Origin of the sequence: Streptomyces albospinus, from assembly GCF_014648695.1 — a bacterium.
GTDB lineage: Bacteria > Actinomycetota > Actinomycetes > Streptomycetales > Streptomycetaceae > Streptomyces > Streptomyces albospinus.
In genome coordinates this window covers 117,967-138,922 of record NZ_BMRP01000001.1, presented here as the reverse complement: position 1 = coordinate 138,922, position 20,956 = coordinate 117,967, and the positions used below count along the sequence as shown (strand labels likewise).

Here is a 20,956-nt window from a genome sequence, read left to right as displayed (position 1 = left end):
GGCCGGGCGGACGCCGACGACCGGCTGGCGGCGGAGCTGGCGGCGCGCGGCTGGCGCGACGAGGCGCACACCTCCGTACGGATCGCGGCCCTGGCACCGCTCGCGGACACCGGGGCGGACACCTCCCGGGTGGTGCTCTCCCGGGAGCCGGACGCCGGATGGCTCGGGGTCTACAACCGGACCGGGAAGCCCTCGGCGGCGGCGCTGCGGGTGCTCACCGGTGGGCCGTCGGTGTGGTTCGCCGCCGTGCCCGCCGCGGACGGCGGCACGGCGGCGATCGGGCGGCTGGTGGTCGACGGCCGATGGGCGGGCTTCGCGGCCGTCGAGGCGGTGCCCGCGCAGCGTCGCCGGGGGCTGGCCACACTGGTGATGGCGGCACTCGCCGAACGTGCCCTCCAGGAGGGTGCGTCGGCGGCGTACCTCCAGGTCGAGGCGGACAACGCGGACGCCCTCGCGCTGTACGACGGGCTCGGGTTCGCCGAGCACCACCGCTACCACTACCGGCGCGGCCCGGCGGCCGACGCGGGCTGAGGAGGTATCCGTCCCGTATGGGTGAGCAAGCGGAGCGGGGCCGGGAACCGGAGCCCGAGCGGGAGGCGGCGCGCGAGGAGCGGCGGCGCCAGTTCGCGGCGGCGGCGCGCGACGAGCGGCCCGACCTCGCGCTGCTGTGCCTGCTGATCGCCGCCGAGGCCGATCCGTCCCTGGACCAGGCGGGCATCGACGCCGCGCAGATCGAGCTGGACCGGCTGGCCGGCCTGCTCCCCTACCACCCGGCCGGCGGCCCCGGCGCCTGGGTCCGCAACCTCGCCGAGCTGCTCGGCACCCGGCACGGCTTCGGCGGCTCGGCCGGCGACTACCGGCGGCTGGAGTCGTCGCTGCTCCACGAGGTGCTGCGGCGGCGCCGGGGGCTGCCGATCCTGCTGTCCGTGGTGTGGACGGAGGTCGCGCGGCGGGCCGGGGCGCCGGTGTACGGGGTGGCGCTGCCCGGCCACTTCGTCGTCGGCTTCGGGGACCCGGGCGGCCGGCACGTCCTCGCCGACCCGTTCGAGGGCGGGCGGCTGCTCACCGACCAGGACGCCGCCATGATCGTCGCGGGGGCGACCGGCGAGGCGCTGTCGCCGGGAATGCTCAGCCCCGCCGGCCCGCTGGAGATCGTCCAGCGCATCCTCAACAACATCCGGGCCTGGGCCCAGGCCCGTCCCGAGTACAGCGCGGTCCACCTGTGGGCGCTGGACCTGTCCCTGCTGCTGCCCAGCCATCCGGCGCGGCTGCGCCACGAGCGCGCCCAACTACTGGTCCAGCGGGGCGAGTTCCTGGCCGGTGCGGCCGAGCTGGAGGAGTACGCGCGGGTGCTGGAGCCGGTGCAGCCGGCCGCCGCAACCNCCGCCCGCCGCAACCGCGCTGCGGCGGGAGGCGGCGGCGGCCCGGGCCCGGCTCAACTGAGGGACGCGGGCGCCCGGCGGCACCGTACGGCCGCAGGCTCGGGGGTCAGGCCGCCGCGGACCGGGACACCGCCTCCTGGGCCTCCTCCGCGGAGGTCCGGCGGACGACCAGCACCGTCGCGTCGTCCTTCAGCTCGCCGCCGGTGAACTCCTCCAGGTCCGTGCGGAGCCTGCGGGCCAGGTCGGCGGGCGCCAGGTGGATCCACCGGGCGAGGCGGTCGGCCAGCGGGTAGAAGTCGCCGCCGGCGCCGCGGGCCTCGGTGACGCCGTCCGTGCACAGCACCGCCCAGTCGCCGGGCTCCGGGCGGACGCGGACGCTCCGCCGCGGCTCGCGGCCGAGCGCGCCCAGGCCCAGGGGCAGCCCGCCCTCGCCGTCGCAGCGCTCGTGGACCCGGCCGCCGCGCACCAGGTAGTACGGGATGTGGCCGCACGACAGCACCCGGACCCGGTCCGTGCCGCGGACCTCCATCAGCAGCGCGGTGGCGAAGCGCTCGTCGGTGCCCTCCTCGGCGGAGCGGGCGTTGTAGCGGGTCAGCGCCTGCTCCATGCGGCCGGCGACCCCCTCCAGCGACTCCTGGTACTGCGCCCCCTCGCGGAACGACGCCAGCACCTCCAGGCCCGCGCCGATCGCCGGCATGCCCTTGCCCTGCACGTCGCCGATCATCAGCCGCAGCCCGAACGGGGTGTCGATGGCCTCGTAGATGTCGCCGCCGACCCGGGCGCCCTCCTGGGCGGACACATAGAAGCCGTACGCCTCCAGGGCTCCGGCGCGCAGCGGCAGTTCGCGGAGCATCGCCCGCTGCACGGTGTCGGCCACGAGGGTCGTCCGGGCGTGCAGCGCCTCGCGCTCCAGGCGGGTACGGCACAGCACCAGGGCGAAGACGCCCACCAGGAACGCCCCGAAGACGCCGACGACCCGGCTGGCCGGGGCCCAGTCCGGCACCGTCAGCAGATCGACGTAGGTGAGGCAGACGACGTAGACGACCGCGACGAGCAGCGTCCGGTGGTACGAGCAGCGCAGTGCGGCGACCAGCGGGGCGATCCCCAGGAAGGCCGAGATGTGCAGCTCCGGGCCGGTCGTCGCATCCACGGTCGCGACGGCGAGGACGGCGAGGATCAGCAGCACCGGAGTGAGCAGGCTGTCCTCCGGTGGGCGGTGGGCAGGCATAACACTTCAAGCCTGCGGGACGTCCCGCGACCGCGCACAGGGGCGAAGGTCCGGCACCGGGCACGGCCGAAGGTCCCGGGCGGGGCCGGGGCCCCTCCGCCGGGCCGGGGCCCGGGGTCCGTCCGGTGGGTCGGGGTCGGAGAGGCAGCGGCGTCCGGTGCGGTACGGGCCCGGCCGGGGCCCACCGGGCAGACCCTAGAGCCAGCCCTTGTCGCGGGCGGTGCGGACCGCCTCGGCGCGGTTGCGGGCGCCGGTCTTCTGGATGGCGAGGGAGAGGTAGTTGCGGACGGTGCCCTGGGACAGGTGCAGTGCCGCGGCGATCTCGGCGTTGGTGGAGCCGCCGGCCGCCGCCCGGAGCACGTCGCGCTCGCGGTCGGTCAGCGGGCTGGCGCCGTCGGCGAGCGCCGCGGCGGCCAGTACCGGGTCGATGACCCGCTCACCCGCCAGCACCCGGCGCACCGCGTCCGCGAGCCGGGCCGCCGGGGCGTCCTTGACCAGGAAGGCGTGCGCCCCGGCCTCCATCGCCCGGCGCAGATAGCCGGGGCGTCCGAAGGTGGTGAGGATGACGACCTTCACCCCGGGCAGTTCGTCGCGCAGCACGGCCGCGGCGTCCAGTCCGGTCATGCCGGGCATCTCGATGTCCAGCAGCGCGACATCGACCTCGTGCGCCCGCGCCGCCGCGAGCACGTCGTCGCCGCGTGCGGCCTGGGCCACGACCTCCAGGTCGTCCTCCAGCGAGAGCAGCGCCGCCAGCGCCTCGCGGACCATCGACTGGTCCTCCGCCAGCAGCAGTCTGATCATGCGGGCCAGCTTAGAGCCTGTGTGCGGGCCCGGATGCCGCCCGCGGCGCGGCGGGCGACGCCCCGGGCCGGGGGCCGCTACACCGGGCCGGGCGCCGGCTCCGGCGAGATGTCCGGTATCGGTACGGCGCCGCCCGGTGCGGCGGCCGGGGTGCTCATGGGGACGTAGGCGCGCAGCGCGAAGCCGTGGCCGCGGGGGGCGGGGCCGGTTTCCAGACGGCCGTCGGTCAGGGCGAGGCGCTCGCGGAGGCCGGTGAGGCCGTTGCCGTCGTGCCGGCCGCGCGGCGGTCCTTCGCCGTCGTCGATGACGGCCAGGCAGAGGTAGCGGCGGTCGTCGGACTCCCCTTCCTCGGTGAGCAGCATCTCGCAGCGGCGGGCGCCGCTGTGGCGGACCACGTTGGTGGTGGCCTCGCGCAGCGCCCAGGCCAGCGCGCCTTCCGTGTCGGCGGTCAGCGCCGGGTGCTCGCTCTCCAGGGCGGGGGCGACGGTGACGTCGACGGCGGCGGTACGGAGCGCGGCCCGGGCGCCGGCCAGTTCGACGGCCAGGCGGGGGCGGCGGTAGCCGGTGACCGCCTCGCGGACGTCGACCAGCGCCTGGCGGCTGACCTGCTCGATGTCGGCGACCTGCTTCGCGGCGTCCTCGGGGCTGCCGGGCAGCATCCGCCCGGCCAGTTCGCTCTTGAGGGTGATCAGGGAGAGGGAGTGCCCGAGGAGATCGTGCAGATCGCGGGCGAGTCGCAGCCGCTCCTCGCTGGCGGCGAGCCGGGCGACCTCCTCCCTGGCCGCGCGCAGTTCCTGGGTCGTATGGATCAGGTACTGCACGCCGATCATCATGAAGCCGCTGCCCAGGGCGGGCAGGGCATAGGCGAAGACGTAGTAGTCGCGGACCTCCGGATAGCGTGCGCCGACGGCGAGCAGCACCGCGGTGATCAGCGGGATGGTCCAGCGGGAGTGCTGCGCGGGCAGGACGACGGCGGAGCCGACGCTGACGAAGATGAACAGCACCAGCCACTCGAAGCCGAGGGTCCAGGTGAGGGCGACGGCCAGCACCAGCATGAGGGCCAGGACGCCGTACCTATGGGGGCGGTTGATCTCCCGCCACATGTGGCCGAACACCAGGTAGAAGTAGGCGAGGACGAAGAGCGCCAGACCGCCCGCTCCCCACAGGCGCGCGCCGGTGGAGGTCCCGGGGCTGAACAGCGAGCCGGCCGGGCCCGCGAGGTAGAACAGCCAGAGGCTGATCCACATCGTCTTGGTGACCGCCTGGCGGCGGGTGCGCGGCGGCTGGCCGATCATCACCGGGTTCCGGTCGTCGGATGCGCTCTTCGTCCCCACCGGCCTCATGCCTTCCGGGTGTCCTTGCGATACAGCCAGGCCGCGCCACCCGCGAAGAGGATGAGGTAGCCGAGCAGGATGCCCATGTCCTTGACGTGCGGGGCGCTGCCGCCCTCGACGGCGGTGCCGAGCGCCGCGTACGCGTGCGTCGGGAGCCACTCGGCGATGTTCTGCACCCACTGCGGGAGGATCGTCAGCGGCATCCACAGGCCGCCGAGGAACGCCAGCGCGAAGAAGCACAGCATCGAGATCGGGCGGACCGCGTCACCGGTGGCCAGGTAGCCGATGGCGACGCCCAGGGCGGCGAAGACGAAGCTGCCGAGCCAGGTGCCGGCGGCGATGGAGAGCCACTGCCAGGCTTCGAGGCGGACGCCCTTGACGGCCGCGGCGGCGATCATGACCAGCAGGATCGAGGGCAGGCTGACGGTCGCGGCGGCGCCTATCTTGGCGGCGACGTAGCCCCGGCCGGGCAGCGCGGTCAGCCGCAGCTGGCGCACCCAGCCCTGCTCGCGCTCCTTGGCGATGCGCTCGCTGTTGCCCAGCAGGACGGCGGTCATGGCACCGAATGCTGCCATGGAGACCATGTAGTAGAGGCCCATGTCGAGCTTCATCCCGGGGATCGGCTTGCTGTCCGCGCCGCCCGCGATGATCAGGTACAGCGCCGGCGGATAGATCACCGAGAAGAACATGAACTTCTTGTTCCGCAGCGCGCGGACGATCTCCAGCTTGATCAGGGTGGTCATCGTGCCGCCTCCTCGGCGGTGGCGGGGGTCGCGTCGGACGCCGTGGTGATGGCGATGAATGCCTGCTCCAGGCCGAGGCCGGCGACTTCGAGGTTGCGGGGGTAGAGACCGAGGCCGTAGAGCGCGTGCACGGTCGCGTCGGCGTCCTGCGACTGGATGCGCACCGTACGGCCGGAAACCTCCAGGGAGGTCAGGAGCGGCAGGGCCTCCAGCGCACCGCGGTCGATCGGCTCGTCCAGGTCGAAGGTGACCCGGCGGGCGCCGGCCCGGGCCTTGATCTCGGCGGAGGTGCCGTCGGCGAGCACCCGGCCGCGATGCAGCACGATGACCCGGTCGGCGATCTCGTCGGCCTCTTCGAGGTAGTGCGTCGCGAAGAGGACCGTACGGCCCTCCTGGGCCTGCCGGCGCATGGCGCCCCAGAAGGTCTGGCGGGCCGAGACGTCCATCCCGGTCGTGGGTTCGTCCAGCACGATCAGGTCGTTGGCGCCGGCGGTGGCGAGAGCGAACCGCACCCGCTGCTCCTGGCCGCCGGAGAGCTTGCCGACCATCCGGTCGGCGATCTCCGTGATGCCGGCGGTGGCCAGGATCCGGTCGAGCGGATAGCCGCGCGGGTGCAGGTCACGGGCGAGCCCGACCAGCTCCTTGACCTTGACGCCTTCCATCAGGCCGCCGCTCTGGAGCATGGCGCCGACCTTGCCCTGCTCTATGGCGCGCTGCGGGGTGGTGCCGAAGAGGCTCACCGTCCCGGTGTCGGCGGTGCGCAGGCCGAGGAGCAGGTCCAGGGTGGAGGACTTGCCGGCGCCGTTGGGCCCGAGGAGGGCGACGGTCTCGCCGGGGTGCAGCTCCAGGTGCAGATCGGCCACCGCGCGCACCGCGCCATAGCTCTTGCTGACCCCCTGGAAGCTGACCACCGGTGTCCGTGCCGCGCGTCGCTCGGCGCGGGCTGCGGTCGTAGTTGTCGTCTTCATGCCGTCCAGCTTCGCGGATCCGCGGACCGCCCGGCAGTGTCACATGTACGCAAGGCCGCGTGACAGATGTCATGGGGGGAGGCCCCCTAGGGGAATCCCTGAGGACTCGCCCACGGGGGCCTGTGACCTGCGGTTCCGTTCCGTACGGCGATCGGACGACGGCGGCTGACGGGCGTCGGCCGCCGTGCGTCACACCTGCCGGGTGACACCCGTCATGGCGTCAGGAGCCGTTCGTCGCGATGGTCTGCACCCGCTCGGCCGGAGTCTTGCCGACCAGCGCCTTGCCCACCGCGTTCGCCACCTCCTCGACGCTGACCGGATGCTTGGTGCCGTCGCCCTTGGCCACCAGGACGCCCTCGAAGGTGGTGCCGTAGAGCTCCTTGAGGGCCGGCCGGTCGTAGTACGGCACCAGCTGGCCGTTGATGATCTTGAACGAGAGGAACTTCGGGATGGACTTCTGCGGGCTGAAGGAGACCGCGTGCCGGGCGTCGGCGCGGATCGTGACGAGTCCGGACATCGCCGGCTCGGCGAACTCCTTCAGCGCCTTGTCCACCGCGTCCTTGCTGACCTTGGGCTGCTGAGTGGTCGCGGCGAGCACCACGGGGGTGTCGGTGCCGGTCCCGGCCCGGTCGAGATAGGCACTGACGATCTTGTCCTGCGAGGCCGCGACGTCGATCGCCTTGTAGGGCGCGCCGTAGTGCGGCACCGCCTTGCCGTTCTCGAAGGTGATCCCGCCGTCCTTGGAGGCGCCCGCGGGCCCCGCCACGTTCTCCAGCGCGACCTGGAGCTTCTCCTTGTCGGTGATCATCGCCGGCTGGGCCGTGCGCTTCACACCGAAGAGCGAGCCGATCACGGAGACCGGGTTGTAGTCGCGGCCGGCCGCGTTGCGGACCGTCGCCTGGAGGTCGATGTCCAGACCCGCCGTCGCGGGCAGCAGGGTCTCCGGCTTGCCGTCGACGGTGAGCTTGAGCGGCGCGGTCCGGCGCCCCTTGAGCCCGGACTCCAGCCGCTTGACGGCGTCCTCCTTGCTGGTGCCGCCGATGTCGACGCCGAGCGCGGTGGTGTTGTTGGGCACGTCGGCGTGGTCCAGCAGCAGACCGGCACCGTAGGCGACGGCCGCCAGGACGACGACGCCGGCGCCCGCGAGGACCAGCTTGCTGCGGCCCTTCTTGGAGTTGATCGGCTCGGGGATCTTGGGCCGCGGCTTCGGGGCGGCGCTCTCGTCCTCGCCGCCGGCCGCTGCACCCGCCGCGAACGGCGAGGGCGTCTTCGGGCCCTGCCCGCCGGGCACCTTCGGGATGCCGCTGACCAGGGTGTCGCCGGACACCCGGCCGCCGGGACCGCCGCCCTTGCCGGGGCCCGTGCCTTTCGGGCCGCCGGGCGCCCCGTTGGGCCGCCCGCCCGTGAGGCCGCCGCTGACGCCGAGGCCGCCGCCGGGTCCGGCGAGCGGGGCCGGGGGCTGCGGGGTGAGCTCGGCGGTGTCGTCGGTGCGGTGGGCGGCGGCGCTCTTGCCGGCGCTGGGGTCGCTGAAACCGGGCGGGAGGTTGAGCGCCGAGTCGCCGCGCGCCGGGCCGGTCGTCGGTCCGCTGGGGCCCGCAGGACCGCCCAGCGGGGAGTCGAACGGGCTGCGGTCGCGCGCGGGCTTCGCCGGGGCGTCGAACGGCGAACCACCGTCGAAGGGCGAGGCCCCGCCGCGCGAACCGCCGTCGAACGGATTGCCGCCCAGCGGATCGCTGCGAAGCGGGTCGCCGCCGAGCGGGTCGCTCCCCAGCGGGTCGCCGCCCAGGGGGTTGCCGGCGAGCGGGTCCGGCTCGTACGGCGAGCCGCCGCGCTCCCGGCCGCCGTCGAACGGCGTGGCGCCGCCGCGGGGGGCGGTCGGCACATCCGAGAAGTACGGGAGATCCGGCCGCTGCGGCTGCTTCGCACCGGACGCACTGCCCGGGGCTGCCGGGCTCTCCGGCGCCGGCGGTGCGGCATGCGTACCGGTGGTCGACGACTGCCCGCCGGGCCCGCTCTGCGGCTTGCGCGGCGCGAACCAGTCGCTGGTCTTGTCCCCGGGAGCGCCACCGGGAGCCTTGTCCGCCGCCTCCGGACGCGGGGTGTTCCCCGTACGCTCGGCGTTCCGCTCGCCGCCGAAGGCCGGGCGCGAACCGCCCGGGGGTCCGGACGGGCCGGCGGAACCGCCGGATGCAGCCGATGCGTTCATGCCGGACTCCTCACCGACGGGCTTGCGCACGACGACCGGCGGGATGGGGCGGGACCCCGGAATATTGATCTTGATCCGCGTCGTCAGCGTGGTCTCGGTCTTGGGTTCCTCCGGCTGCGCCGCGGCACCGGGCGCCAGCCCCTCGCCGGCTTCTCCCCTGGGCGAGCCGTACGGAGGCGTCCCCGAGGGGTACGCGGCTCCGCCACGACCCTGGGGGCCGGAGGACGAACTGTCAGATTCACGACTCAAAGCAGGTTCTCCCGGTTGGCTCCGCCGCTCGTCAGAGATGATCCCCGGCCTCGGGCCGGAGGGTGCCCCCAGGGCGGCGCGGCGGCGCGCACCACCATACTGTCCGCCGCCGGCCGGCACCCGAGGTGCGCGGCAACACCGCCGCGCCGGGCGACACCCCCGTTCCGCGGCCGGTCACCCGTAACCCCGCGGCATCCGTCCTGGTATGGGCCGCGTCATCCGCCAACTCGGCCCCGCGGTGCGGTCATCGCCCGCATCTGGGCACCGGTGGCGCAGATCACAGCGATCGCGATGCCGCCCAACAGGAAGAGGTACGAACCGAGCCCGGGACCGAAGAGGAAGTCACCCTCCGGGCGGGTGTCGCTGAGCAACAGGAACACCGTCACGAGCCAGGCGGCGCCGGGCACCAGCACGCCGGCCGTGGTGCCGGTCGCCCGCCCGCCCCCGTAGAAGAGGCCGCCGAGACCGGCCAGCGCCAGCGCCAACCCGCCCGGGAACCAGGCCGCTTGAAGAAGCGTTCCGGCGAGCGCGACCAGCACGCCCGTGACGAGCAGGAGGACGTATATGCCCACCCTGCCGGGCGTGAGCGGAGCGATCGGCGCGGCACCGGCACGCGGCACCGCGGACACTCCGGGCCGGGATCCGGCCGCACCGCCGCCCGCCCGGGGCCGCTGCCCGTTGGGCGCACCCGCGCTCCCCTTGCCGGCAGCCGCGCGGGCGTTACCCCCCTTGGGGCCGCCGTTGGCGCGGTCTTCGCCGTTGCTCTTGCCGCTGCTCTTGCCGCTGCCGCTGCCCTTGTTACCGCCGGCACCGCTCCTGCCCGCGGATCCGCCGCCCTTGGACGTACTCATTCCGCCGCCTCCTCAATCCGGGCACTAGCCTCCATACCCGCCAAACCGTCCGATTCCTCCAACCCGGCGAAGAGATCGTCCTCACGTTCTCCGTCCGCGGCGCCGGGCACCCCGCGCACCAGGCGGTAGTACTCGGTGCCGAACAGCGGCTGGCCCAGGTCGTTGGAGAGCGCGAAGAACGGTCCGTCGACCGCGATCTGGGTGCGGTGCGCGCGCATGGCCTCGGACTTCGCGTGCGCATGGCCGGCCGCGCCCACGATCGCCGCCGTGACCTCGGCGTCCGGCACCACTCCCGGTACGTCGTCCACCGCGGCGATCCCGGGGAAGCCGTGGCCGGCCGCGCGAAGCCGCGCGAAGCCCGCCTCGACCACCGAGCGGGGGTTGCAGTTCCAGTAAATCTTCCCGATCGCGTACGCGCTTCCGAGGTCCGGCCGGAAGTCCGCCCGCGCGGCCAGCTCCGCGCCGCGCATCGCCACGCGGTGGGCCTGGATGTGGTCGGGGTGGCCGTATCCGCCGTTCGGGTCATAGGTGACCAGAACCTGGGGGCGGATCTCGCGGATGACGGCCACCAGGTGGGCGGCGGCCTCGTCCACGGGGGCCTGCCAGAAGGCGTCCGGCCGGTCGTTCTGGGGCGCGCCCATCATCCCGGAGTCGCGGTAGCGGCCCGCGCCGCCGAGGAAGCGGTGGTCGGCGACCCCGAGGACGGCCATCGCGTCGGCCAGCTCGCCGACGCGGTGGGGGCCCAGGGTGTCGTCGCGGTCCGGCGCGAGATGGGCGAGCCCGGACGGGATGACCTCGCCCTCTTCACCGCGGGTGCAGGTCACCAGCGTGACCAGCGCGCCTTCGGCCGCGTACTTGGCCATGGTCACGCCGTTGTTGATCGACTCGTCGTCCGGGTGCGCGTGCACCAGCAGGAGGCGGCGGGCGGGGGCGGCGGGCGGCTCGGGGTACGCCCCGGCGGTGGCCGGGGAAGGCTCGGCGGTCATGCGGACAGCCTACGAGCCGGCCGGACCGCCGTCCGCAGGTGATCCCGGTGGCCGCCGCGCCCCGCAGGGCCACGGGAGCGGGGCGGCCGTACCCGGCCGGGGACGGGTCAGAACTTGATGCCCCCCAGCATCCCCGCGACATTGGTCGTCAGGGTCTTGATCGTCGGGGCGATGGACGAGCTGGCCAGATAGAAGCCCAGCAGCATGCAGACGAAAGCATGCACGGCTTTCAGCCCGGACTTCCTGATCAGCAAGAAGACGATGATCGCCAGCAGCACCACCGCCGAAATCGAGAGTGCCACGGCGGCTCACCTCCAAGTACACATGGTCCGGACAGAGTTGATGGTGCGCGAACCGACGGGTCGGTCCCGCGCACCGGGTATGCCAAGGGCTCTTTACCCCGTACCCACTACGCGCAAGGGATCATAACTTTCCGTCCTTGCGCATAAGTCGGTGCACCGGAGCACAGCGGGGGCGCACGCCGTCGTCGCAAGCCCGGTCACAGTGAGCCGCTTCCCCCGTAGGCTCGGCCGCATGACCGGACAGTTGCCCTTCCCCCGGCACTACGCGCGCACCCAGCGCTTCACCCTGGGCGCGCCGCGCGACTACGCCATCGCCCCCGACGGCACGCGCGTCACCTTCCTCCGCTCCCGTACCGGCACCGACCGCAGCCAGCAGCTCTGGGTCCTCGACCTGGCGGACGGACGGGAGTTCGTCGCCGCCGACCCGCACGCCATACTGGCCGGCGCGGACGAGCAGCTCCCGCCGGAGGAGCGGGCGCGGCGGGAGCGCAGCCGCGAGGGGTCGGCGGGCATCGTCGGCTATGCCGTGGACGCCGCCGTCGAGTTGGCCGCGTTCGCACTCTCGGGGCGGCTGTTCGTCTCGGAGCTGCGCGCCGGGACCACCCGCGAACTCCCCGTGGCGGGGCCGGTGGTGGACCCCCGGCCGGCGCCCGACGGCCGCCATGTCGCCTATGTCGCGAACGGTGCGCTGCGGGTGGTCGCGGCGGACGGCGGAGGGGACGGCGCAGCGGGCGCGGACCGCGCGCTGGCGGAGCCCGACGGATCCGATGTCACCTGGGGGCTCGCCGAGTTCATCGCGGCCGAGGAGATGGACCGCCACCGGGGCTTCTGGTGGTCCCCGGAGAGCGACCGGATCCTCGCCGCGCGGGTCGACGAGGCGCCGGTGACGCGCTGGTGGATCTCCGACCCCGCGCATCCGGACCGGGAGCCGGCGCAGGTCGCGTATCCGGTGGCCGGCAGCCGCAACGCCCGGGTCACGCTGACCCTGTTCGGGCTGGACGGGACGCGGACGGACGTCGACTGGGACACCGAGCGCTATCCGTATCTGGCCCGCGTCCACTGGTCGGCGGCCGGGCCGCCGCTGCTGCTCGTCCAGGCCCGGGACCAGCGCGACCAGCGCTATCTGACCGTGGACACCCGAACCGGTGCGACCACCACGGTGCACGAGGACGAGGACGAGACGTGGGTCGAACCGTTCCCCGGGGCACCGGCCTGGACGCCGGACGGGCGGCTGGTGCGGATCGCCGACGAGGGCGGGGTACGGAAGCTGTTCGTCGGCGACCGGCCGCTGACCGGGGCGCCGCTGCACGTCCGGGCGGTGCTGGACATCGGCGCGGACGACGTCCTGTTCTCCGCCAGCGGGCCGGACGTGCACGACATCGGCGTCTACCGCGCGTGGTTCCGCGGCAGCGGCGACCAGGGCGGCTGGGAGCGGGTCGGCGAGCGGCCGTATCCGACGGTGTCGTCGGCGGTGCGCGGCGGCGAGGTGACCGTGCTGTCCCAGGCGTCGCTGGAGCGGCCGGGGGCGCAGGTGGAGGTGGTGCGGCTGGATCCGGACGGCGGCGAGAAGGTGCTCGCCGCCATCGGGTCGCACGCCGAGCGGCCAGCGCTCACCGCCCGCCCGCAGCTGGTGCTCGCCGGCGAGCGGAAGATCCCGTGTGCGGTGCTGCTGCCGGAGGGCTATACGGAGGGTGACGGTCCGCTGCCGGTGCTGCTCGATCCGTACGGCGGTCCGCACGGTCAGCGGGTGGTCGCCGCGCACAACGCCCATCTGACCTCCCAGTGGTTCGCCGACCAGGGGTTCGCGGTGATCGTCGCGGACGGCCGGGGCACCCCGGGCCGCTCCCCCGCGTGGGAGAAGGCGGTCTCCCGGAAGCTCGCGGAGATCGCGCTGGACGACCAGGTGCACGCGCTCCAGGCGCTGGCCGGATCCTTCCCCCTCGATCCGACCCGGGTGGCGATCCGCGGCTGGTCGTTCGGCGGCTACCTCGCGGCGCTCGCCGCGCTGCGCCGGCCCGATGTCTTCCACGCCGCCGTGGTGGGGGCGCCGGTGACCGATCTGCGCCTGTATGACACGCATTACCAGGAGCGGTACCTCGGTCACCCCGACGAAGAGCCGGAGGTCTACGCCGCCAACTCGCTGATCACGGACGAGGGGCTGTCCGGAGCGAGGGAGCCGCACCGCCCGATGCTGATCGTGCACGGCCTCGCGGACGACAACGTGGTGGTGGCGCACTCGCTGCGGCTGTCCTCGGCGCTGCTCGCGGCGGGCCGCCCGCACGAGGTGCTGCCGCTGTCGGGGGTGACGCACATGGCGTCCCAGGAGCAGGTGGCGGAGAACCTCCTGCTGCTCCAAGTGGACTTCCTCAAGCGGTCGTTGGGGATGGCCTGACCGGCGCGGCGCGGTTACCGGCCCGGCGGGAGCGCCGGGGGCGGCGGGGCGCGCCTAGGGCAGCGGCGGGGCGTGCCGGGGGCGCGCCGTACGGCGGCGCCTTGTGGACCACTCCGTACGCGGGCCGGCGGGGCCCCGGAGACCTCGCCGCGGAGACCTCGCCCCGGACCGGCCGCCCGCCGGCCGCGACCGCGGTGAACAGCGCGGCGGACAGCGCCGGTTCGGCGATCACGACGATCAAGGCGACCACAGCGACCACGGCGGCCTCGACCCGGCCCGCGAGCACCCCTCCGCCGCCCTGGGGCGACCATCTGGGGCGACCGCGCGCCCGGCAAGCGGAGCAGCGGGATCCGATTCCGCAGCAGCGGGATCCGTATCCGCAGCAGCGCGGTGGCGGCGGCCGGCGACAGCAGCGCGCCCCCGCGGCGGCAACCGCCCTTTTGCACCGTACGGCGATTGCGGCGGCCGGCCCGCCGAGGACCGGCAGCGGGTCGCACCGGAACGTCGCCCGGATCGTGGACACCCGCGGTCCGGGCGACGCGCCCGGCCAGCCCCACCGCAGGTCCACTGGGCGCCGGGCGGCGGCGCCCCGCGCGATCCGGGCCGCGCCGAGCAGCGCGAACTGCAGACGGACCAGGCCACCCATGCCGCGCGCGCCGCGGGCGAGATGGCGTTCCCGCACTGTGGACACAACCCACCCCTCATCCGCGTCGATGCCCCGCCCCGCCCACGGCGCCCTCGCATACACGAAGGCGCTACCGCAGGTCTACTCCGGACTCGGCAGGCGGACAACAGGCACGGTGGAAGCGGTAACCGAAAGGTGGACAAAACAGTGGCCGGCCGGGGAGCCATCGGCGTCCCCGGCCGGTTTTACGGCACCCGCACGGCCGTACGTTGCCCAGCATGACGCGTCCGTATATCGGAGTTGCGACAGTCAAGTTGCCACCACGTTAAGTGGTGTTGGGTGATTTGCCCTGCTATGCCGTACATGGCAGCCGCATGTCAAGCACGCCTTAGCGTCAATCTGCGCAATCTTCGCTCAAGAAGCAGACGTCCTGCGCAGAAGCACACCGCATACCCTTGACTGCGCCGTAAACAACTTGCGAAAGTCGCGCTCATCCAGCGGTGCAATCGGTGCCGCTTCACGTTCCAAGAGAACTCGGCGCGGGGGCACTTCGCGATGACTAGTCCATCCCAGACCTCGGCGGCCACGTCCGCCACCCCAGGACTGGCGCCCAAAGGCCTGAAGAAGGAAAAGAAGGGCAAGGGCGGTGAGTTGGTCGGCCGTTCCCCCGGCCAGCTCATGTGGGCGCGCTTCCGGCGCGACCGCACCGGCATGATCTGCGGGATCATCGTGCTCGCCTTCTTCGTCATCGCGGCGCTGGCTCCGGTGATCGCTTCGCTGTATGGGAAAGATCCGTACACGCTCTACGGCAGTGATAACCCGGGCCTGCTCGATGAGTTCGGTTACCCCATGGGCGCCAACGGCGGAATCTCCGGCGATTTCTGGTTCGGCATTGAACCGTCACTGGGCCGCGATCTGTTCACACAACTCCTCTACGGTCTGCGGACCTCGCTGGGCATCTCACTGGCGGTGACCATCCTTGTGGTGATCACCGGAACCGTCCTCGGTGTCACTGCGGGATATATCGGCGGCAAGACCGACTACTGGGTCGGCCGGGTCATCGACTTTCTGCTCGCCTTTCCCAGCCAGCTGACGTTCGTGGCGTTCATGCCTGTGGTGGTTGCGGTGTTCGTGGCGCCTGGCGACGAAACCCCCACCTACATCCGCGCCATCGCACTGATCCTCGTGCAGTGGGCACTCGGCTGGATGGGTCTGGCCCGCCTGCTGCGCGGCCAGGTGTTGTCCCTGCGCGAACGGGACTTCGTCGAGGCCGCGAGGATCACCGGCGCCTCCCCCTGGCGGATCATCACCAAGGAACTGCTCCCCAACGTGGTGACCCCGATCCTCGTGCAAAGCACCTACATGCTCCCGCTGTTCGTCACGGCGGAGGCCGGCCTGTCCTACCTGGGGGTCGGCATCATGGAGCCGACCCCGGACTGGGGGCGGCTGTTCCACACGGCCGGCATGGTCTACGAGAACGACCCGACCTTCTTGCTCTTCCCCGGCGCCGCGATGGTCATCTTCGTGCTGTGCTTCAACCTGCTCGGAGACTCGGTCCGGGACGCCTTCGACCCCAAGTCCGGGCGCTGATCGTCCATTTGAGGGGGCCTGCTGTCACCCCCACCACGCCCGGTTCTCACCGGAAGCGTCCGACAGCACATCTGGACAACAACTGACAGGCAGGTGCTTGAATCCTCATGAACGCACTCTCCACGCGTAGAGCCGGCGCGGTGATCGCCGCCCTGGCGGCCGGTTCGCTCGCGCTCACCGGTTGCAGCAGCGGCGGCGGTACCGGCAAGGACAAGTCGCAGACGGACAAGGACGCCGCAGGCCAGGCGAAGGTGGTGCCGCTCGGCACCTCCGACCAGTCCAAGGGCCCCGCCGCCCCCGTTGCAGGCGCGCAGACCGGCGGCACGATCACCGTCTACCAGCGGGACAGTTTCAACCACCTCGACCCCGCCCAGATGTACGTCAGCGACATGCGCCAGCTGGCCAAGCTGATCTTCCGCGGCCTGACCACGTACAAGCAGGACGACAAGGGCAACCAGACGCTCGTCGGCGACCTCGCCACCGATGCCGGCCAGATGTCCGACGGCGGCAAGACCTGGAAGTACACGCTCAAGGACGGCATCAAGTTCGAGGACGGCAAGCCGATAACCTCGAAGGACATCCGGCACACCATCGAGCGCCAGTACGCGTCGTTCATCACCGAGGGCCCGACCTACGTCCAGCAGTGGCTGTCAGGTGCGGGCACGACCTACCGCAAGGCGCTGCCGGACGGTCCGTACAAGGGCGACCACCTGCCCAAGTCCGTCCTGGACACCCCGGACGACAAGACCATCGTCTTCCACTTCAAGGACCCGCAGACGCAGCTGCCCTACGCCCTGGCAGAGGCGGGCTACAGCGCCGTTCCGGACAGCGACAAGGACACCAAGGACAAGTACGACGTCGCGCCGGTCTGCGCCGGCCCGTACAAGATCGCGGACTTCAAGTCCGGCAAGTCCATGCAGCTGGTGAGGAACACCAACTGGGACCCGAAGACCGACCCGGTGCGCCAGCAGTACCCCGACGGCTTCAGCATCAGCTTCAACCACCAGTACTCGGACTACACCAAGCGGCTGATGGCCGATCAGGGCGGCGACAAGACCGCGATCGGCTTCTCCAACCTCGTGGAGCCGTCGCTGACCCGGCAGGTCCTGACCGATGCCAGCGCCAGCAAGCGTCTGGTGCAGGGCTACGCGGTCTACGTCTGGCAGATGAACATGAACATGGACCGCATCAAGGACAAGCGGATCCGTGACGCCATCACCTACGCCATGCCGAACGCCCAGATCGTCCGGATCAACGGCGGCAGCTACGGCGGTGAGAACGCCGGCGGTCTGTTCTCCCCGACCGTCGCGGGCTACGAGAAGGGCTACGACCCCTACGGGAAGCTGAAGAAGCCCAACGGCGACCCGGAGAAGGCCAAGCAGCTCCTCAAGGAAGCCGGCAAGACGGGCATGAAGCTCGTCTACGCCTACGCCAACACCGAGATCCGGCAGCAGGAAGCCGTCGCCATCGCCGACGCACTGGGCAAGGCCGGCTTCAACGTGCAGAAGAAGGAGGTCGACGCGGCCTCCTGGTACCAGCAGATGGGCAAGGTCGACAACGGCTTCGACATCTACATGACCGGCTGGGGCCAGGACTGGGCGGACGCCTCCACGGTGATCCCGCCGTCCTACGACGGCCGCACCATCCAGGACGGCTCGTCCAACTACTCGCACGTCCGCGACCAGCACATCAGCGACGAGATCGACAAGATCAAGCAGATGACGGACGCGAAGAAGCAGACCGAGGCGTGGCAGCAGCTGCACCACTACATCGTGGAGAAGGTCGACCCGGCCAGCCCGATCTACTACACCAAGGTGCTCCAGCTGTACGGCTCGAAGATCGGTGGCATCCGCTACAACATCGAGGCCGGCTACCTCGACGTGAACACGCTGTTCGTCAAGAAGTAAGCGAAGCGAACACCGCACGAAGGCACACCGGAGCGCGCGCGCACGGCGGGGCGCGCGCCCTCCGGGGCCTTCCCGCCACCCCTCACCCCACAGCAGCCGCCGTCCTGAGAGCAGCGAACTGTCATGCTTCCTTTTCTCCTTCGCCGGACGTTCGGCGCGATCATCACCCTCGTCCTGCTGAGCGCCTTCACGTTCTTCATCTTCTTCTCCGTAGGTGATCCCGCGACGCTGGCCTGCGGCAAGAACTGCACCGCCGACAACATCGCGCTGATCCACCAGAACCTGGGCCTCGACCAGCCCGTGCCGGTCCAGTACTGGCACTTCCTCGTCGGCATCTTCGCCGGCCGGGACTTCACCCTCGGCCACTGCTCCGCTCCCTGCTTCGGCTACTCGTTCGCCACCAAGCAGGACGTCTGGTCGACGATGATCGACCGGCTGCCCACCACGGCGTCGCTGGCCATCGGCGGTGCGGTCGCGTTCCTGGTCATCGGCCTGGGCGCCGGTCTGCTCGCCGCCTGGAAGCGCGGCACGCTGCTGGACAAGACCGTCACCGGCGCGTCGATGGTCCTCAGCTCGGTGCAGATCTACATCCTCGGGCCGATCGTGCTGGGCATCTTCGTCTACAGCGGGATCATGGCCGCGCCCAAGTACGTGAACCTGACCAGCAATCCGGCCAGCTGGTTCATGGGCCTGCTGATCCCGTGGCTGGTGATGTCGACGATCTTCACCGCGCAGTACACCCGTATGGCACGCTCGACGATGATCGAGCAGCTCCAGGAAGAGCACGTCCGCACGGCCAAGGCGAAGGGCATGCCGGCGCGTTACGTCTTCCTGCGGTACGCCTGGCGCGGTTCGCTGATCCCGATCGTCACCATCCTCGGCATCGATCTGAGCTCGCTGTTCGGCGGCGCGATGATCACCGAATACACCTTCCAGCTGGCGGGGCTTGGCAGGCTCGCGATCGACTCCGTCAAAACCCTCGACCTGCCCATGGTGATGGGCGTGCTGATCTTCAGCGCCGCCCTGATCCTGGTGTTCAACATCATCGTGGATGCGACGTACGCGTTCATCGACCCGCGCGTGCGCCTGTCCTAGGAGAGCCTGACGTGACCACACCCCCCAAGACCGAGGAGAAGCCGGCCCCGAACGGATCCGGTTCGGACCCCTTCCTCTCCGTCCGCGACCTGCACATCCGGTTCTCCACCGAGGACGGCATCGTCAAGGCGGTCGACGGCCTCTCCTTCGACCTGGAGCGCGGCCAGACCCTGGGCATCGTCGGCGAGTCGGGCTCCGGCAAGTCCGTCACCAACCTCGCGGTGCTGGGGCTGCACAACCCCAAGTCCACCGAGATCACCGGTGAGATCCACCTGGAAGGCCAGGAGCTGACCGGCGCCAAGGAGAAGACCCTGGAGAAGCTCCGGGGCAACAAGATGGCGATGATCTTCCAGGACGCGCTGACCGCCCTGTCGCCGTACTACACCGTCGGCCGGCAGATCGCCGAGCCGTTCATCAAGCACACCGGCGCGAGCAAGCGCGAGGGCCGGCAGCGCGCGATCGAGATGCTCACCAAGGTCGGCATCCCGCAGCCCACTCTGCGGGTGGACGACTACCCGCACCAGTTCTCGGGCGGTATGCGCCAGCGCGCCATGATCGCCATGGCGCTGGTCTGCAACCCGGAGCTGCTGATCGCCGACGAGCCGACCACCGCCCTGGACGTCACCGTCCAGGCGCAGATCCTGGACCTTCTCAAGGACCTCCAGCAGGAGTTCGGCTCCGCGATCATCCTGATCACCCACGACCTCGGGGTGGTCGCCAACACCGCGGACGACCTCCTGGTGATGTACGCGGGCCGGGCGGTGGAGCGCGGTTCGGTCAAGGAGATCCTGACCGAACCCCAGCACCCGTACACCTGGGGCCTGTTGAGCTCCATGCCGCGGCTCTCCTCGGACGTCAGCGAGGCGCTGCACCCGATCCCGGGCTCGCCGCCGAGCCTGCTCAACCCGCCGTCGGGCTGCGCGTTCAACCCGCGCTGCGGCTTCACCGGCGAGGTCGGCGGCACCCGCTGCGGCGACGAGCGGCCGGCGCTGGCGCCGGGCCGGGCCGCGGCGTGCCACCTCGGCAGCGAGCAGAAGCAGACCCTCTTCACCGAGCAGATCAAGCCCCGGCTGGGCTAGGGAGCCACCACCATGACAGACAACGTCACCCTCCCCGCGCCCCGCGCCACCGCGCCCTCCCCCGGCGAGCCGCTGCTCACCGCAGAGGGTCTCACCATGCACTTCCCGATCTACGGCGGCTTCCCGTTCAGGCGGAAGGTCGGTGCGGTGCAGGCGGTCGACGGGGTCGACCTCACCGTGCACGCGAGCGAGAGCTTCGGCCTGGTCGGCGAATCCGGCTGCGGCAAGTCCACCACCGGGCGGCTGCTCACCCGGCTCACGGAGCCCACCGCCGGCAAGATCACGTACCGGGGTCAGGACATCACACACGCCAACCGCAAGGAACTGGCGCCGATCCGCTCCGAGATCCAGATGATCTTCCAGGACCCGTATGCCTCGCTCAACCCGCGGCAGACGGTGGGCACCATCATCGGCGGCCCGATGGAGATCAACGGGATCAACCCGCCCGGCGGCCGGGAGAAGCGGGTCCGCGAACTCCTCGAAACCGTAGGCCTCAACCCCGAGCACTACAACCGCTTCCCGCACGAGTTCTCCGGCGGCCAGCGGCAGCGCATCGGCGTGGCCCGCGCGCTCGCCCTGGAGCCCAAGCTGATCGTCGCGGACGAGCCGGTCTCGGCGCTGGACGTCTCCATCCAGGCGCAGGTCGTCAACCTGCTCCAGGACCTCCAGCGCGAGCTGGGCATCGCGTTCGTGTTCATCGCCCACGACCTGGCGATCGTGCGGCACTTCAGCGAGCGGGTCGCGGTGATGTACCTCGGCAAGATCGTCGAGGTGGGCACCCGCGACGAGATCTACAACCGGCCGCGCCACCCGTACACCCACGCGCTGCTCTCGGCCGTCCCCGAGGCGAAGCTCGCGGAGGACGGCGAGGAGGACCGCGAGCGGATCCGGCTCGCCGGCGACGTCCCCTCCCCCGTCAACCCGCCGTCCGGCTGCCGGTTCCGCACCCGCTGCTGGAAGGCGCAGGAGAAGTGCGCGACGGAGGAGCCGCCGCTGGTGCAGCTCGGCGGCAACGCGGCCGGCCACCTGACCGCCTGCCACTTCCCGGAGGAGCCGACGACCGTGTCCCGGGGCGAGGACATCGTCCTGGACCCGGCGCTGGCGGCGATCGAGGAGGGTGCGGCACCGGCCGGGGAGGACGGCGCGGACGACTGAGCCCGCCGCGCTGCGCACGTACCGGAGCCCGCTTCCCCGTCGGGGAGGCGGGCTCCGCGGCGT

Annotated in this window: 17 protein-coding genes and 1 pseudogene; 8 read left to right on the top strand and 10 right to left on the bottom strand. The window is 71.8% G+C overall.

Translation table 11 applies throughout. The annotated features are described in order from the left end of the window. Both IEZ17_RS41880 and IEZ17_RS00765 read left to right on the top strand, forming a co-directional pair. A partial coding sequence (locus tag IEZ17_RS41880) for a GNAT family N-acetyltransferase (protein WP_229851642.1) occupies positions 1 to 531 on the top strand: 531 nt, incomplete at its 5' end. Between the two features lie 17 nt (positions 532 to 548). Beyond that, positions 549 to 1,409, top strand: a pseudogene (locus IEZ17_RS00765) (transglutaminase-like domain-containing protein); the annotation flags it as partial. 79 nt (positions 1,410 to 1,488) lie between these two features. Here IEZ17_RS00765 and IEZ17_RS00760 read toward each other — a convergent pair. The 9 genes from IEZ17_RS00760 to IEZ17_RS00720 all read right to left on the bottom strand — a co-directional run bounded on the left by IEZ17_RS00760 (position 1,489) and on the right by IEZ17_RS00720 (position 11,050). After that, the gene (locus IEZ17_RS00760; protein ID WP_189295236.1) at positions 1,489 to 2,610 is read right to left on the bottom strand and encodes a PP2C family protein-serine/threonine phosphatase; all 1,122 of its coding nucleotides are present in this window, start codon (positions 2,608 to 2,610) and stop codon (positions 1,489 to 1,491) included. 195 nt (positions 2,611 to 2,805) lie between these two features. Next, complete coding sequence (locus tag IEZ17_RS00755; RefSeq protein WP_189295234.1) at positions 2,806 to 3,411, bottom strand: response regulator transcription factor; 606 nt, start codon at positions 3,409 to 3,411, stop codon at positions 2,806 to 2,808. Between the two features lie 77 nt (positions 3,412 to 3,488). Continuing rightward, on the bottom strand, positions 3,489 to 4,754 hold the full coding sequence (locus IEZ17_RS00750; RefSeq protein WP_189295232.1) for an ATP-binding protein: 1,266 nt from the start codon (positions 4,752 to 4,754) through the stop codon (positions 3,489 to 3,491). Beyond that, positions 4,751 to 5,488, bottom strand: coding sequence for an ABC transporter permease (locus IEZ17_RS00745; protein WP_189295230.1), 738 nt, complete (start codon positions 5,486 to 5,488; stop codon positions 4,751 to 4,753). Before IEZ17_RS00745 ends, IEZ17_RS00750 begins: the two co-directional genes overlap by 4 nt. Beyond that, complete coding sequence (locus IEZ17_RS00740; RefSeq protein WP_189295228.1) at positions 5,485 to 6,456, bottom strand: ABC transporter ATP-binding protein; 972 nt, start codon at positions 6,454 to 6,456, stop codon at positions 5,485 to 5,487. Before IEZ17_RS00740 ends, IEZ17_RS00745 begins: the two co-directional genes overlap by 4 nt. Before the next feature lie 220 nt (positions 6,457 to 6,676). Beyond that, entirely contained in the window at positions 6,677 to 8,911 is a 2,235-nt protein-coding gene (locus IEZ17_RS00735; RefSeq protein ID WP_189295226.1) for a hypothetical protein, read from the bottom strand. Between the two features lie 215 nt (positions 8,912 to 9,126). After that, a complete protein-coding gene (locus tag IEZ17_RS00730) occupies positions 9,127 to 9,762 on the bottom strand; it encodes a DUF6113 family protein (RefSeq protein WP_189295224.1) in 636 nt (211 codons plus the stop codon). After that, entirely contained in the window at positions 9,759 to 10,748 is a 990-nt protein-coding gene (mshB, locus tag IEZ17_RS00725) for an N-acetyl-1-D-myo-inositol-2-amino-2-deoxy-alpha-D-glucopyranoside deacetylase (RefSeq protein ID WP_189295222.1), read from the bottom strand. The genes IEZ17_RS00730 and mshB overlap by 4 nt, the downstream gene beginning before the upstream one ends. Positions 10,749 to 10,855: 107 nt before the next feature. Then, positions 10,856 to 11,050, bottom strand: coding sequence for a hypothetical protein (locus IEZ17_RS00720; RefSeq protein WP_039633087.1), 195 nt, complete (start codon positions 11,048 to 11,050; stop codon positions 10,856 to 10,858). A 232-nt stretch (positions 11,051 to 11,282) separates the two neighbouring features. Here IEZ17_RS00720 and IEZ17_RS00715 point away from each other — a divergent pair, with 232 nt between their 5' ends. Beyond that, on the top strand, positions 11,283 to 13,442 hold the full coding sequence (locus tag IEZ17_RS00715; RefSeq protein ID WP_189295219.1) for a S9 family peptidase: 2,160 nt from the start codon (positions 11,283 to 11,285) through the stop codon (positions 13,440 to 13,442). Here the strand turns inward: IEZ17_RS00715 and IEZ17_RS00710 are convergent. Beyond that, positions 13,417 to 14,133, bottom strand: coding sequence for a hypothetical protein (locus IEZ17_RS00710; protein ID WP_189295217.1), 717 nt, complete (start codon positions 14,131 to 14,133; stop codon positions 13,417 to 13,419). The genes IEZ17_RS00715 and IEZ17_RS00710 overlap by 26 nt on opposite strands. 489 nt (positions 14,134 to 14,622) lie before the next feature. On the opposite strand from IEZ17_RS00710, the gene IEZ17_RS00705 reads away from it, so the two are divergent. The 5 genes from IEZ17_RS00705 to IEZ17_RS00685 all read left to right on the top strand — a co-directional run bounded on the left by IEZ17_RS00705 (position 14,623) and on the right by IEZ17_RS00685 (position 20,893). Next, a complete protein-coding gene (locus IEZ17_RS00705; protein ID WP_189295215.1) occupies positions 14,623 to 15,657 on the top strand; it encodes an ABC transporter permease in 1,035 nt (344 codons plus the stop codon). Positions 15,658 to 15,764: 107 nt separating this feature from the next. Continuing rightward, positions 15,765 to 17,564 (top strand): ABC transporter substrate-binding protein, encoded by a 1,800-nt coding sequence (locus IEZ17_RS00700; protein ID WP_189295213.1) that lies wholly within the window; start codon positions 15,765 to 15,767, stop codon positions 17,562 to 17,564. 123 nt (positions 17,565 to 17,687) lie between these two features. Then, on the top strand, positions 17,688 to 18,659 hold the full coding sequence (locus tag IEZ17_RS00695; protein WP_189295211.1) for an ABC transporter permease: 972 nt from the start codon (positions 17,688 to 17,690) through the stop codon (positions 18,657 to 18,659). 11 nt (positions 18,660 to 18,670) lie between these two features. Then, complete coding sequence (locus tag IEZ17_RS00690; RefSeq protein ID WP_189295209.1) at positions 18,671 to 19,738, top strand: ABC transporter ATP-binding protein; 1,068 nt, start codon at positions 18,671 to 18,673, stop codon at positions 19,736 to 19,738. Positions 19,739 to 19,750: 12 nt separating this feature from the next. Continuing rightward, positions 19,751 to 20,893: an ABC transporter ATP-binding protein gene (locus IEZ17_RS00685; RefSeq protein ID WP_189295207.1), complete on the top strand. Its 1,143-nt coding sequence runs from the start codon at positions 19,751 to 19,753 to the stop codon at positions 20,891 to 20,893. Positions 20,894 to 20,956: the final 63 nt, after the last annotated feature.